Genomic DNA, 13528 nt, shown 5'->3' with positions numbered 1-13528 from the left:
GGGATTGGGGATTGGGGATTGGGGATTGGGAAGCGGGAAGCGGGAAGCGGGAAGCGGGAAGCGGAGGCTATGCTGTCGCCCCGTCGTGCGGAGCGTGGCCTTGCTGGAATTGATTCCCACCGAATTGCCGTGGCTGCTGTGCATCGCGTTCGTGGCCGGGCTGGTGGATGCGGCGGTCGGCGGCGGTGGGCTGATCCAGTTGCCGGGCTTGTTTGCGACGCTGCCGCACCAGGCGCCAGCGCTGATTCTGGGCACCAACAAGTTCAGCGCGATGTTCGGCACCGGTGCCTCGGCATGGCGGTATGCGCGCACGGTGCGCTTTCCGTGGCGGCCGGTGCTGTATGCAACGGCGGCGGCGTTTACGTTTTCGTTCCTGGGCGCGACCGCCGTCAGTCTGATGCCCAAGCAAGCGGTGCGGCCGCTGATTTTGCTGCTACTGGTCGCGATGCTGATCTACACATTGATCAAGAAGGACTTCGGCGCGCTGCATCGGCCACGCCAGATCGGCCGGCGCGAACTGGCGACCGCCTTGGCGATGGGCGCGGCGATTGGCTTCTACGACGGGTTCTTCGGCCCGGGCACGGGCAGCTTTCTGATCTTCCTGTTCATCCGCTTTTTCGGTCTGGATTTTCTGCGTGCCTCGGCCGCAGCCAAGGTGGTCAACCTGGCCACCAATCTTGCGGCGTTGTCGTTCTTTTTGCCCAGCGGGCAGGTGATGTTGGCGGTCGGCATTCCGATGGCGGCGGCGAACGTGGCCGGCGCAGTGGCCGGCACGCGGATGGCGTTACGCGGTGGCACGCCATTGATCCGCAAATTGTTCCTGGTGTTGGTGATCGTGCTGATCGGCAAGATGGGCTGGGATCTGCTGCACTAGGAATGCTTGCTGCCACCGCGACGTCATCGGCGCGGTGACGCCACCATGCAGATGGCGTCACCTGTGCACTGGTTTCAGCGCTTGCCGCGCGACTGCACAGTGCCTGCCGTCGCACCGCGCTTTTTAGCCGGCGAAGGTTTCACCGCCCCGCGTGTCGAGGTGGTCTTGCCGGGACCACGTGCCGGCTGCCCAGTCGACGCGGCGGCTGCACGCGGCTTGGCCGCGGCAGCGTTCAATGCAGCAGACGTTGCGACGGCTTTCTTTGATGTGACGTTGGATGTGCTCGTTGCCTTGATCGGCTTGCCCGGGGTTTTTGAAGACCGAGCGGTCTTGCCCAGGTTGGACTTGGATGCGGCTCCTGACGACACTGCCGGCACGCGCGCTGTGCGTTTGTCGGCTGCCTGCGTGCCAACCACAGCTGGCGTGCGCAAAGGCGATTTCTTCGGATGTATTGCTTGAGGCTGTGCCGCAGCGCGCGTGGAAGATGCGGTCTTGGCGGTCTTGTCCCGCTTGTTCGCCGTCGCTCCTGCCGACGTGCGCTTGCGCGTCTGCCTTTTCTGCGGTGCAGACGCGGTCTCATCCGCCGCAGACGATGTCAGATACCCCAAGACAGCGTCAGCTGTCATGCCAGCTGCGTGTGCAGCGCCCTGCACTTCTTCAGGCGCGCTCGCAGCCGCGATCGCTGGCGCAGCGGCATCGGCAACCGCTGGCTCATCGCCACGCGAGCGCTCGGGTAGCTTCAATCGCTGCGCCTGCTCGTCGTATTCGATCAACAACACGCCGGAGTTGTGGCGGCCGCTGATCTCGACAAAGCAGGCGCCGCCGATGAAAGGCTCCAGCGTCATCACCGATTTCAACGGTGTGGCCACCACCATCTGGAAGCCGAAGTTCTCGAAGATATTCATCGCCAGCGCGGTGAACTCGTTGTCGGCCTTGTCGAAGGCTTCGTCCAACACCACCGCGCAGTAGCGCGGCAGTTCGCCGTCTTCGCCGCCGAGCTGATAACGCAGCGCCGCAGCAAGGCAGGTGGTTGCCAGTTTCTGCCGCTGACCACCGGATTTGCCGGCGCCGCTGCGATAGATCTCCACCTGCGCGCGCGTTTGCGCATCCAGTTCCACACCGATGAATTCCACATGCAGGCGCACATCCAGCACCTGTTCGCGCCAGCGGCGTGTCTCTGGTTCCTGCGCGCCCAGGCGCGCCACCAGCGCGCGCAAGGTGGAAAACTGCGCTTCGGCCAGGGCGCGGTCTTCGGTCTGCTGATGCGACAACACCGCGCGCAACTGCTGCTGAAATTCCTGCACCTCGGCCAGGCGGCGGTCGCTGACTTCGATGGTCAGGACGGTGTCGCGATTGAACGGCACCTGCTCCAGGCTGGCGTTGACCTCGTCCATGCGCTGCTTGATGCCCTTGTGGGCCTCGGCGGTGTGGCGCTGCAAGGCCAGCAGGTTGTTCTTGCTCTGGGTCTGCAACAGGTCGAAGAAGCGATGCTCATGGCGCGGCAGGCCATCGCTTTCCAGTCGATTCAGGCGCGCAAGGAAATCGTCGGCGCTGGCCAGACTCACGGTGAAGTCGCCGCTGTCTTCAGGCCACTGCTGGCAATACCTGCGGAAGCATTCCAGCAACTGCGCGCTGAGCCGGCTGTCGCGGCCCTGACTTTCGGCCAACTGCTCGGCCAGGCCACGCTCGACCACGCGGAAGTGCGCTTCCAGGTTGTCCAGCGACAACGGCGTCAATGCGGCAAGACGTTCCCGCAGGCCTTGCAGCTGGGTGGGTGTGAGCGTGGCGGTGCCTGCGCGGCCTGCACATGCCGCATGCTGCTGTTCGAGCCGCACACGCTCGCGCGCCAGTTGCGCGCGTTCCAGCCGCACGTCGTCGTAGGTGCGCTTGGCCTGGTCGCGCAACGTGCGTGCGGTGTCGATGGCCTGACCGAGCGCACGCAAGCCACTGTTGCCTTCGCGCAGCTGCACCAACTGCTCATCGATATCGCTTAGCCGCTGCAGTTTGGGGCCGACGTCGATCTCGTCCCAATCGCGCTCCACCAGCGTATGTGCGGCGAGCTGGCGTTCCTGGTCTTGCTCGCGCTGCTTGCGCAGCGCTGCGACGTCGGCATCGCAGCTGGCGATGCGCTGGGCCAGCGCCTGCGCTTCGCGCTCGAACACCTTGAGCTTGTCGCGGTTGTCGTGACCGAGCAGCCAGCGCTTGCGGTCGTTGACCGCGTGGCGGTCGTCCTTCTCATACCGATCGCCGGGATGCTTGACCTGCCCTTCGCGGGTGATCGCGCGGTCGGCGTTGCGCAGCGCGGTTGCGTTGTCCACGCAGGCGTAGTCGAAGCGGCGGGTGAGTTCGTTGCGCAGCCACTCGGTGAAGGCGTGCTCGCGCAATTGCAGCTTGCCAGGCAGCGCATCGGGATCGACACGTCGCGAATGCAGCTCGTCGTTACGGCGCACACGGAAGTACACCAGGCGCGTGCCGATGTGGGTGCGGTTGACCCATTCGCTGACCTGCGCGTAATGCCGCTCGTCCACCAACAGCGATTGCGCAAACCCATTCAGTACACGCTCGATCGCACCGCGCCAGGCCATCTGGTCATCGCGCACCTGGACCAGCTCGCCAACGAACGGCAGTGCGGCCTCGGCAATGCCGATGTCTTCGCACAGCCGCGCGCGCAGGGCCTGCATCGGGGCCGGCATGCTCGACGGTGCGCGCTTCAAGGCATCCAGCTCGGCACGGATCTCGGCAAATCGGCGTTCGTCATCGCGCCGCACACCCATGCGCTCGGCAATGGCGTCATCCAGCGCACTGGCGTCGTGCTTGCCGTTATCCAGGACGGTTTGCGCATGCGCGATCTGCGCAGCGAAGCCGCTGGCACCGGCAGCAAGGGCGGTGCCGAGCTGACGGCAAGCCTGCTCGATCTGCGCACGGCGACGCAGGCGTTCGTCGCGCTCGCGTTCCACACGCGCACGCTCGCGCTCCAGTTCTTCGATCTGCTCGCCGCCGGCGGCGCGCTGCTCGCGCTCCAGACCGCTCAGTTTCTGCTCGTGGTTATCCAGCGATTCGCGGCGCTGCCCTTCTTCGCCGGCCAGGCCGCGGTCCTGGTGATCGAGCTCCTGCAGCCGCTCCTCCAGCAAGGCCAGCCGCTGCTGCTCGCGATAGCTGTCCACGCCCAACTGCAGCTCGCGCAACTCGCCAACGCTGTGGCGCAATGCCATTAGCGCCGCATGGTGCTCGCGCGCAGGCGTCAGCGTTTCCACCTGGCGCCGTGCGGTGACCACCGCATGGTGGGCGCCATCGAGCTCGGCAAAATCCTCCACCAGCCGATCGGCCGCTTCGAAAGTACGCGGCTCATCCAGCATGAAACCGCGCAGAAATGCGTTCAGATCGCCCAGGTTCTTGGCCGACTGGGTCTTGTGCAACAGCCGCAGCGCCATCTCGTTGCCGATGCCCAGTGCATGCCGGAAGCGTTCGGCATAACCGGCGAAGCCGTCGAAATGTGCGATCTCCTCGCCCAGCCGCGCCTTGAGCTTGCGCAGGTCCAGATCGAAGCCATCCAGCTCGGTCGCCACATCGAAGCTGCGCGGCGCAACAATGTAATGCCGCCGCACATCGGCCGCCGCGTTGCCACTGCCGGCGATCCAGAACAACCGGATCAGGCTCACCGCCTCGCCATGCGCGTTTGCGTACTCCAGCACCAACGCGGTCCAGGTGGCGCCCTTGCGCAGGTATTGCGTGGCGATTTCGCCGGACGCGCTGTCCTGCTGATCGGCCCACGCACCGCGTACATATGACACCAGACTACGATCGCGCCCACTGCGTTCGGCCTCGCGCGCAGCGGCGTTGAAGTCGACGATGCTCGGTGGCGTCAGCAACGCCGACATCGCATCCAGCAAGGTCGATTTACCCGAACCGGACCGACCCACGAACAGGAAGCCTTTCTCCGCAATCGGCACTTCGGTCAGCCCGTTGAAGGTGCCCCAGTTGTGCACCTGCAAGCGCCGCATCCGGAACTGCTGCGCACGCTGCTCGGCAAGCGTCTCGGCAAACAAGGACGTACCCGGCTGCACTGGCGAAAGGTTGGGCTGTGACTTCATGGCTCACTCATCAAAACGGGACGACGGAAACACGAAAAACCGGATTACGAACGGTAGCGCTGTGGTGTGGTGTGCTGCGGGGCGACTACGCCTGTTGCGGTTGTATCTGCGATTCGCGCGCACTGCCACGGTCATTGCATGACAGCAACAGGCACATGGCACGCTCCCGGCATCACGCCACAACGTCTCCTCATCCGCCCGGCGGGCCCCTTCGCCCCATGAAGGGGCCCAAGGTCCCGACGGGAGAACAAGAGCCTGCGCGCTGCCGCCAACGCTGAAGGAATCACTCCGCAGCCACATCCCCTTCCCGCAGGCCGCGATACGCGACCACCAGCGCCTGCACGTCCTCTGCCGAGAACAACAGCTTCAGCACCGGCGACACCTCGTAGCGCTCCTCGCTGCCGCGCAAGCGCGACAGCAACTGGTTGTCGCGCATCTTGCCGATCGCCGTCAGCACCCGCCGCGCGAAGCCCGCGCGGTCGGTGGACACGTTCTTTTCGTATACCGACAATGCTTCCACCAGCTGCGCCTCGTCCACCACTGCACGCTCACCGCGCGTATCGGCCTCGGCCAGTTGCTGGCGCAGGAACAGCAGCAGCACCGATTCGATAAAGGTCAGTGGCGCACTGCGCAGCAAGGTGGGCGATTCCAGCTCGGCGGTGTCGGCCTGACGGGTGAAGGCGACCCCGCCCTCGCGGTCGAGCACCAACTCCAGAAACAGCTCGCACAACAACCGGCGAATCGCCACCTCGTTGCGCAACAACGCCGGCCAGAGTGCGCCGTGACGTTGCGCATCGATGCTGGGCCCTGCCAACAACTGGCACAGTGCGCGCCGCGCGTCGAACGGCAACGTCCCGGTGTCGCCCAAGAACAGCGCAGCACCTGCTACATCACCGGCAGCATCGCTTGCGCGCAGTGGCGGGGTGCTGTCGGCGGCGTCCTCGTCGTCCTCGTGGATGCCGGACGGCGCCTGCTCAGACCAGTTCATTACGTTTCTCCAGGGTAAACCACACCAAGGGAATGCGTGCGCGCCGTACGGCGCCATCGCTGCCTTCCCATTGCACCGTTTCCATCTGTCCTTCGATCACCATGCCGTGGCGCGTGCCCAGCGACAGGTAGCCGATCACGCTGCCCAGCCCCTGTATCGCCGGGCGCTCTTGCAACGCATCGCCGATGGTCAGCCGCGGGCGCTGGCCGAGCAGCTCATGCAGGTCGCGGCGCAGGCTGCGTACGTCGATCTCCGATTGCGCGACCAAGTCGCCCACGCTGTCCAGCGAGATCTCGGCCGCATCGGCCGCCTGCACACGCCCGTCCACCTGGGTGAGCCGTGGGTCGTGCAGCCGCCATTGCGACAACGAGCGCAGGCGGCTACTGCTGAGCGCCTGCGTGTAGCCGGTGGCGGCGGTGGCATGCAGGCTGTCGCGCAATTGCAGGGCTTCGCCCTGCGCCTGCTTGAGCACTTGATTGAGCCGGCGTTGCTCCAGATAGCCGCGGCTCTGCACGAAACCGCGCAGGCTCCGTGCGAAGTGCTGCATCACCGTGTGCACCTCGCCGCCGCGCTCCAGCAGCGTGCCGGTCAAGCCGCGCAGGAAGGCGCGTTCGCGCCGGTCGAGCTTGCGGGCAAAGCCGCGTGCCAGCAGCGCATCCAGCGCCTGATCAAGCTGGCTGCTCTGCTGGGTGTCGTTGAGCAGGCTCCAGAACGCTTCGAAGGTGCGCCCGGCCTCGCTGTCGGCGATCACGTCCACGCCGTTGAACAACTGTTCCAGCACATCGCCGCGCGCGCCTTCGTCGTCGATGATGCGTTCGCGGAACTGGCGGTTGAGCTGTTCGAAATCGTCGCGCACGCGATGGAAATCTTCGGCCAGCTCGTCGGAGAGATGGATCAGGTCGCGGGCGCGTTCCAGCGCGCGCTTGCCATCGAGCGCGGCCACCCGGCCGGAGGCCACGCGTTCGATCTCGGCGTCGATGCGCGCACGTTCTTCGCGCAGGGCGGCAAGACGCAGCTCCGGATCGGCTTCGGTCTGGCCGGCCAGCTGCACCAGTTGCTGGATCACCAGCGACAGGCGGCTTTCGGTGGCACTGCTGCTGCTTTCGCGCAGGCCAACGATGAAGCGGATGGCCTGCGTCGCGGCACGCGAGAGTTCGTATTCTTCTTCGGCCGCGCCTTCAGGCAGGCGACGTTCCAGCCAGCCTTGTGCCAACCAATGCGCCAGATACGCCTGCGCGGTGCGCGGAAGTTCGCGGGACAGCTCGTCGGCGCGCAGGGCATCCAGCTGGCGCTGCAAACGCTCGTGCAACACGGCCGAAGGCAGGCGGCGTTCGCCATCCATCAACACCGTCTGCAGCAGCCCGATCAACTCGGGTGCGTGGTCGGCGGCAAGCAGTTTCCACAGCGGCTGCTCGCGCAGTTGCCGATAGCCGGCGATACGTGCCTGATGTTTCATAGGCGCTGCTGCGACTGCCTCAACGCTTGCCGCCCACTTCGATGAACTGCAGGAATTCGGCGCGGGTGCGTGCGTCGTCGCGGAAGCTGCCCAGCATCTTGGACGTCACCATGCTGACGCCGCGCTTGTGGATGCCGCGGGTGGTCATGCACTCGTGCGCGCCTTCCACCACCACGCCTACGCCAAGCGGCTGCAGCACGTCCTGGATGCATTGGGCGATTTGCGCGGTCATCTTTTCCTGCACCTGGAAGCGACGCGCGTAGCTTTCCACCACGCGGGCCAGCTTGCTGATGCCGACGACTTTGCCACGCGGCAGATAGCCCACGTGCACCTTGCCGATGATCGGCGCCATGTGGTGCTCGCAATGGCTTTCGTAGGAAATGTCGCGTAGCACGATCAACTCGTCGTAGCCGGCCACTTCCTCGAACGTGCGTTCCAGGTATTCGCGCGGTTCTTCGCGGTAGCCGCTGAACCAGTCGCCATAGGCCTCAGCCACCCGGCGTGGGGTGTCCAGCAGGCCTTCACGCGTCGGATCTTCGCCCGCCCAGCGCAACAAGGTGCGCACGGCCTCTTCGGCCTGGGTTTGGGTCACGGAGGAATCGGGCTGGTCGGACTGGCTCATGCAGGTGCACCCAAAGGGGGCGAGCATGGTACCTGAGGACTGACCGGCCGCCCCAGGTGCGGTTGCGCCAGCTTGCAAAGGTTCAGTGATTATTGATTCATTTATGAATTGATAGCATCCTATCTGTTATGACGAACATCTCCCTCCCCCCACGCGCTCAGCTCAGTTCCGGACTGTTGGTGGCCGCGCGCCAGTGGCAACGCTTGGCCGACCAGGCGTTTGCCGAATTCGAGCTGTCCAGCGCCTGCACCGGTCCATTGCTGATGATCGGCCGCTCCGGCGGCGGTATCCGCCAGGTGGCGCTGGCCCAGCAACTGGGCATGGAAGGCCCGTCTCTGGTGCGCTTGCTGGACAAATTGGCCGCCCAGGGCCTGCTGCGCCGCGAAGCCGACAGCAGCGACCGTCGTGCCAATCAGCTGTGGCTCACCGATGCAGGGCAGGCGCTGGTCGGCCGCATCGAAGCCCGCCTGGATGCATTGCGTGCGGAGGTGTTCGGCACGCTCAGCGACACCGATGTGCAGGTGGTGCTGACCTTGTGGGAGCAGATCGCGCAGGCGCATGCGCGGCTGAGCCGGGCCGACTGAGTCGGCTGTCGGCGTCGCGTGCGACGCGCGTTGTGACCTGTTCGATGCCCTGGCGCGCTGCGCCGGGTATTGGTGTTTCTTTCCCAGGATGTGCCCGATGTACGGCGAATTCAGTCTCTACGGTGTGTTCGTGCCCACCTTGCTGGCGTTGATGACGCTGGCCTATCTGCTCAACAGCGCGCTCGCCGCGCTGCTCACCCGCGGCGGTGCCTATCGCTACATCTGGCATCCGGCGCTGTTCAACCTGGCGCTGTACATCGCGCTGCTGGGCGGCCTGTTTTTCCTGACCCGTTGGATGCAATCGTGAAAAAGCTTATCAAGACCGCGGGGCCGGCACTGCTGACCCTGGCAATGGTGGTGGTGGCCGCGCTGGTGTTGCAGCACCTGTGGCGCTATTACATGCAGGCGCCGTGGACGCGCGATGCGCACGTGGGCGCCGATGTGGTGCAGGTGGCGCCGGATGTCTCCGGGCTGGTGGAATCGGTGGCCGTGGCCGACAACCAGCCGGTCACGCGCGGGCAATTGCTGTTCGTGGTGGACCGCGCGCGCTATGCGATCGCGCTGGAACAGGCGCACGCCGCGCTGGCCGAGCGCCAGGCCACGCTGAGCCAGCTGCGCCGCGAGATCGCGCGCGACCGCAGCCTGCAGGACCTGGTCGCCGCCGAAGATGCCGAAGTGCGCCGCTCCAATGTGCAAAAGGCGCAGGCAGCGGTCGCCACCGCACAATCGGCAGTGGATCTGGCCCAACTCAATCTGGACCGCACCCAGGTGCGTAGCCCGGCCGACGGGCACGTCAGCGACCGCACCGTGCGCGTGGGCGATTACGTCACTGCCGGGCGCCCAGTGGTGGCGGTGCTGGACACCGGCTCATTCCGTGTCGACGGCTATTTCGAAGAAACCCGCCTGCAGGGCGTGCACCCCGGCCAGCGCGTGGATGTGCAGCTGATGGGTGAGCCGGTCATGTTGCACGGGCATGTGCAGAGCATCGCCGCCGGCATCGAAGACCGGTATCGCAGCGGCAGCGCCGGCGCGTTGCCCAATGTCACCCCGGCCTTCGACTGGGTGCGGCTTGCGCAGCGCATTCCGGTGCGCATCGCGCTGGACCACGTGCCTGCGCATGTGCGGTTGATCGCCGGGCGCACCGCCACGGTGAGCATCCTGCCGGACACCGCGAACGCGACTGCGGCGACTGCGGCCATCGCGCCTGCCCGTGTGCAGGCCAAGGCGGCGCCATGACCCGCACTGTGTTTCGTCCGCTGGGATTGGCCGCACTGCTGACCACGTTGAGTGCCTGCAGCACGGTCGGCCCGAACTACGCCGTGCCGGCGCAGTCGGCCTATCAGCGACCGGCCGCCAATGGCGCATTTCTGGACACCGGCAACGACCAGGTGCAGGCCGGCGCCGCGCTGCCGGCGCGCTGGTGGGCGCTGTATCAGGACCCGATGCTGGATGACCTGATCGAACAGGCCTTGCGCGACAACGTCGAGCTCAGGGTGGCTGGCGCCAACCTGCGCCGCGCCGCTGCGGTCTACGAACAGGCCATGGATGCCGGCGGTTTCGATTATGACGTGGAAGCCGGCGTCAGCCGCGCGCAGGTGTCTGCCGAAGCGTTCTTGCAGGAAGAAAAACTGCCGGTGTTCAACCTGGCCGATGGCAAGTTCGGCGTGTCGTATCAGTTCGATCTATTCGGCAAGCTGCAACGCGGCGCGGAAGCCGCCCATGCCGACACCCAGGTCGCACAAGCGGCGATCGATCTTGCGCGCGTCAGCGTGGCCGCGCAGGTGGCCGGCAGTTATAGGGAGATTTGCAACGCCAACCATGAGTTGCAGGTGGCCGAGCATTCGCTGCAATTGCAGCAGTACAGCCGCCAGATCACCCAACGCCTGATCGCTGCCGGCCGCGGCACGCCGCCCGATCTGGCGCGCGCCACTGCACAGGTGGCGATGCTGGAAGCGGCGCTGCCGCCGTTGCGCGCGCGCCGCCAGGCCGCTGGCTACCAATTGGCCGCGCTGCTGGGCAAGACGCCCGGCGAAGTGCCGGCCGGTGTGGACAGCTGTGCGCACGCGCCCGCATTGCAGCAGCCGATTCCGATCGGCGATGGCCGTGCGCTGCTGGCGCGTCGTCCGGATGTGCGCCAGGCCGAGCGCCGACTCGCAGCCGCCACCGCGCGCATCGGCGTGGCCACTGCCGCGTTGTATCCAGACATCCGCCTGGGTGGTTCGATCGGCGCCACCGGCCTGCTGGCGGACTTCGGCGAGCCAGCCACACATGCGTGGTCGTTTGGCCCGCTGATCTCCTGGACGCTGCCTTCCAGCGGTGCGCGTGCCCGCGTGCGCGCCACCGAGGCCGGCGCCGATGCCGCGCTGGCGCAATTCGACAACACCGTGCTGCAGGCCTTGCGCGAAGTGCAGACCACGTTGTCGCGCTATGCGCAGGATCTGGACCGCCTGCATCTGCTGGAACAGGCGCAGCAACAGGCCGCGCAGGCGTCGTCGCAAAACAGGCGCTTGTATCAAGGTGGGCGCACGCCTTACTTATCCAGCCTGGATGCCGAACGCACCCTGGCTACGGCCGACATGACCCTGGCCAATGCACAGGCGCAGGTGTCGCAGGATCAGATCCAGCTGTTTCTGGCGCTGGGCGGCGGGTGGGACGGCACGGCTGCCGCGGCTGCGCGATGAGCACGTTGCTGCGCGATCGCCAGGCCTGGCTGTTTTCGACCAAGACGTTCGCCGCCTCGATCGCGGCGTTGTATGTCGCGCTGGCCGGCAATCTGTCGCGGCCGTACTGGGCGATGGCCACGGTCTACATCGTCTCGCAACCGCTGCTCGGCCCCACCCGCGCCAAGGGCGTGTACCGCGTGCTCGGCACCTTGCTGGCAGGCGTGGCGACCTTGGTGATGCTGCCGAATCTGGTGGAAACGCCCCTGTTGCTGAGCGCGGCGATGGCGTTGTGGCTCTCGGCCTGCCTGTTCCTGGCGTTGCTCAATCGCGGCCCGCGCGGCTATGCATTTTTGCTGGCCGGCTACACCACCGCCTTCATCGGCTTTCCGGCAGTGAACTCACCCGAAAGTATCTTCGATACCGTGGTGGCACGCAGCGAAGAGATCATCCTGGGCACGGTCATGGCCGTGCTGTTTGCGTCACTGCTGTTTCCGGCCTCGGTCAAGCCGATGCTCACCGCGCGGATCGGCAACTGGATGCAGGACGCGGCGCAGTGGTGCCGCCAGGTGCTGCAGCGCGGACCGTCACAGGCGCCGCGCAATCGCCTGGCGGCCGATCTGGTGCAGTTCGAGGCCTTGATCGCCTTCGTGCGCCACGACGACCCGCGGCATGCCCATGCAGCGCCGGCCATGGAGCAACTGCGCGCGCGCATGCTGATGCTGTTGCCGGTGCTGTCGTCGATCGCCGATCGGCTGGATGCATTGCAGCGCGATGGGTCTGTGCAGTCGCCTGATATCGGCGAACTGCTGGAGGACGTCGCGACCTGGGTGGATCAGGACGAGGCTGCATGCAGCGATGCGGACCTCGACGCGTTGCGCGCACGCATTGCCGCACTGCGCCCGGCGGTGGATCAGGACGTCGAGCATCTGCTGCTGGCGAGCTTGCTGCTGCGTCTGCAAGAATTGCTCGACCTCTGGCAAGACTGCCGCGCGCTGGAGCACGGCTTGCTGCAGGGCGCCGCGTCGCCGTCGCCGCGTGTGCTGCAGGCGTCGGAAACACGGCCTGCATCCGCAGCTTCGGCCGAAGCTGCGCGGGCAGACGCCGATACGCGTTCGCGCATGCAACCCTCGCTGCTGCAGCGCCTCGGTATGTCGCGGCCGCAGGCCGCCGCTGCAGACCTACCTGCCAGCGGCACGCGGCACATCGATTTCGGCATGGCCGCATTTTCCGCACTGAGCGCCGGTTTCGCGCTGATGGCGTATTGCGTGCTCTGGATCGGTATAGGCTGGGAAGGCGGCGGCAACGGCGCAATGATGGCCGCGGTGACTGCCGCATTCTTCGCCGCGCAGGACGACCCCGCGCCGAGCATGCTGTCGTTCCTGATCTGGGCAGTGGTGGCCAGTGTGGTCGCCGGCATCTATTTGTTCGGCATCTTCCCGGCCATCCACGATTTCCCGATGCTGGTGCTGGTGCTCGCGGCGGTGTTCCTGCCATTGGGCGCGCTGCTGCATCGCCCCAAGAGCATGCTGATCGCATTGCCGCTGGTGGTAAACCTCACTGCACTGCTGAGCCTGCAGAATACCTACAACGCCAACCTGCAGCGCTTCGTCAATGCAGCGGTGGCGATGGTGCTGGGGATCGGATTTGCGGTGGTGCTGACGCGGGTGTTCCGCTCGGTGGGTGCCGAATGGAGCGCGCGCCGGCTGGTGCGCCAGGGCTGGCGCACGCTGGCCTATGCCGCCGACGGACACGGCGCGCAGGATCGCCAGCAATTTGCCGCACGCATGCTGGATCTGCTCGGCCTGCTCGCCCCCAGATTGGCCTTAACCCCGCCAGGTAGCGACCTGGCGTCGGTCGACATGCTGAACGACGTGCGCGTGGGCCTGAACATTCTGCAGCTACGCAGCGCGCGGCACGGTCTGCCGGCGTCGAGTAGCGAAGCGGTGGATGCGATTTTGCGCGATGTGGCTGCGCACTACCGGCAGCAGGTGGCGCAGAAGCGTCCATTGCCTGGGCCGGATGCGCTGCGCGATCGTCTGGATGCGTTGTTGACGCGCGTGGGCAAGGTGCCGGCGGGCGCCTCTCGCGATGAAGCGCTGTTGGGGTTGATTGGATTGCGTTACAGCGTGTTTGCGCACAAGGCGCCATCTCCCCATGGCAACGCCGGTACTCGGCCGCCTTTCGCCCCTCTCCCTGCGGGGCGATAAGGCACTGCCTGCACGCCACTGGCGCGCGTGCCTTGGAGCGCCC

General features: G+C 66.1%; 10 protein-coding genes. 6 read left to right on the top strand and 4 right to left on the bottom strand.

The annotated features are described in order from the left end of the window. The first annotated feature begins 94 nt into the window (after positions 1-94). A complete protein-coding gene (locus XpruCFBP8353_RS22450) occupies positions 95-874 on the top strand; it encodes a sulfite exporter TauE/SafE family protein (protein WP_162301162.1) in 780 nt (259 codons plus the stop codon). 74 nt (positions 875-948) lie between these two features. Here the strand turns inward: XpruCFBP8353_RS22450 and XpruCFBP8353_RS22445 are convergent, their stop codons facing one another. The 4 genes from XpruCFBP8353_RS22445 to folE all read right to left on the bottom strand — a co-directional run bounded on the left by XpruCFBP8353_RS22445 (position 949) and on the right by folE (position 8031). Continuing rightward, entirely contained in the window at positions 949-4965 is a 4017-nt protein-coding gene (locus tag XpruCFBP8353_RS22445) for an SbcC/MukB-like Walker B domain-containing protein (protein WP_101365195.1), read from the bottom strand. Positions 4966-5248: 283 nt separating this feature from the next. Further along, the gene (locus XpruCFBP8353_RS22440) at positions 5249-5953 is read right to left on the bottom strand and encodes a DUF4194 domain-containing protein (protein ID WP_101365194.1); all 705 of its coding nucleotides are present in this window, start codon (positions 5951-5953) and stop codon (positions 5249-5251) included. Continuing rightward, positions 5940-7409 (bottom strand): DUF3375 domain-containing protein, encoded by a 1470-nt coding sequence (locus XpruCFBP8353_RS22435; RefSeq protein WP_101365193.1) that lies wholly within the window; start codon positions 7407-7409, stop codon positions 5940-5942. The genes XpruCFBP8353_RS22440 and XpruCFBP8353_RS22435 overlap by 14 nt, the downstream gene beginning before the upstream one ends. Positions 7410-7428: 19 nt before the next feature. Next, a complete protein-coding gene (gene folE / locus XpruCFBP8353_RS22430) occupies positions 7429-8031 on the bottom strand; it encodes a GTP cyclohydrolase I FolE (RefSeq protein ID WP_162301161.1) in 603 nt (200 codons plus the stop codon). 128 nt (positions 8032-8159) lie between these two features. Here folE and XpruCFBP8353_RS22425 point away from each other — a divergent pair, with 128 nt between their 5' ends. The 5 genes from XpruCFBP8353_RS22425 to XpruCFBP8353_RS22405 all read left to right on the top strand — a co-directional run bounded on the left by XpruCFBP8353_RS22425 (position 8160) and on the right by XpruCFBP8353_RS22405 (position 13485). Further along, positions 8160-8615: a MarR family winged helix-turn-helix transcriptional regulator gene (locus tag XpruCFBP8353_RS22425; protein WP_101365191.1), complete on the top strand. Its 456-nt coding sequence runs from the start codon at positions 8160-8162 to the stop codon at positions 8613-8615. 88 nt (positions 8616-8703) lie between these two features. After that, a complete protein-coding gene (locus tag XpruCFBP8353_RS22420; RefSeq protein ID WP_101365190.1) occupies positions 8704-8922 on the top strand; it encodes a DUF1656 domain-containing protein in 219 nt (72 codons plus the stop codon). Further along, positions 8919-9851: an efflux RND transporter periplasmic adaptor subunit gene (locus XpruCFBP8353_RS22415; protein ID WP_162301159.1), complete on the top strand. Its 933-nt coding sequence runs from the start codon at positions 8919-8921 to the stop codon at positions 9849-9851. The genes XpruCFBP8353_RS22420 and XpruCFBP8353_RS22415 overlap by 4 nt, the downstream gene beginning before the upstream one ends. Further along, positions 9848-11296: an efflux transporter outer membrane subunit gene (locus XpruCFBP8353_RS22410; protein WP_101365188.1), complete on the top strand. Its 1449-nt coding sequence runs from the start codon at positions 9848-9850 to the stop codon at positions 11294-11296. Before XpruCFBP8353_RS22415 ends, XpruCFBP8353_RS22410 begins: the two co-directional genes overlap by 4 nt. Next, on the top strand, positions 11293-13485 hold the full coding sequence (locus XpruCFBP8353_RS22405) for an FUSC family protein (protein ID WP_101365187.1): 2193 nt from the start codon (positions 11293-11295) through the stop codon (positions 13483-13485). The genes XpruCFBP8353_RS22410 and XpruCFBP8353_RS22405 overlap by 4 nt, the downstream gene beginning before the upstream one ends. Positions 13486-13528: the final 43 nt, after the last annotated feature.

Origin of the sequence: Xanthomonas prunicola, from assembly GCF_002846205.1 — a bacterium.
Taxonomy (GTDB): domain Bacteria; phylum Pseudomonadota; class Gammaproteobacteria; order Xanthomonadales; family Xanthomonadaceae; genus Xanthomonas; species Xanthomonas prunicola.
The sequence above is the reverse complement of the archived record's forward strand: the minus strand, read 5'-3'. Positions and strand labels throughout refer to the sequence as shown.

Excerpts from the sequence above, each read along its gene's own strand:
- XpruCFBP8353_RS22445 (WP_101365195.1), bottom strand. The coding sequence starts at position 4,965 with ATGAAGTCACAGCCCAACCTTTCGCCAGTGCAGCCGGGTACGTCCTTG.
- XpruCFBP8353_RS22440 (WP_101365194.1), bottom strand. The coding sequence starts at position 5,953 with ATGAACTGGTCTGAGCAGGCGCCGTCCGGCATCCACGAGGACGACGAG.
- XpruCFBP8353_RS22435 (WP_101365193.1), bottom strand. The coding sequence starts at position 7,409 with ATGAAACATCAGGCACGTATCGCCGGCTATCGGCAACTGCGCGAGCAG.
- folE (WP_162301161.1), bottom strand. The coding sequence starts at position 8,031 with ATGAGCCAGTCCGACCAGCCCGATTCCTCCGTGACCCAAACCCAGGCC.
- XpruCFBP8353_RS22425 (WP_101365191.1), top strand. The coding sequence starts at position 8,160 with ATGACGAACATCTCCCTCCCCCCACGCGCTCAGCTCAGTTCCGGACTG.
- XpruCFBP8353_RS22420 (WP_101365190.1), top strand. The coding sequence starts at position 8,704 with ATGTGCCCGATGTACGGCGAATTCAGTCTCTACGGTGTGTTCGTGCCC.
- XpruCFBP8353_RS22410 (WP_101365188.1), top strand. The coding sequence starts at position 9,848 with ATGACCCGCACTGTGTTTCGTCCGCTGGGATTGGCCGCACTGCTGACC.
- XpruCFBP8353_RS22405 (WP_101365187.1), top strand. The coding sequence starts at position 11,293 with ATGAGCACGTTGCTGCGCGATCGCCAGGCCTGGCTGTTTTCGACCAAG.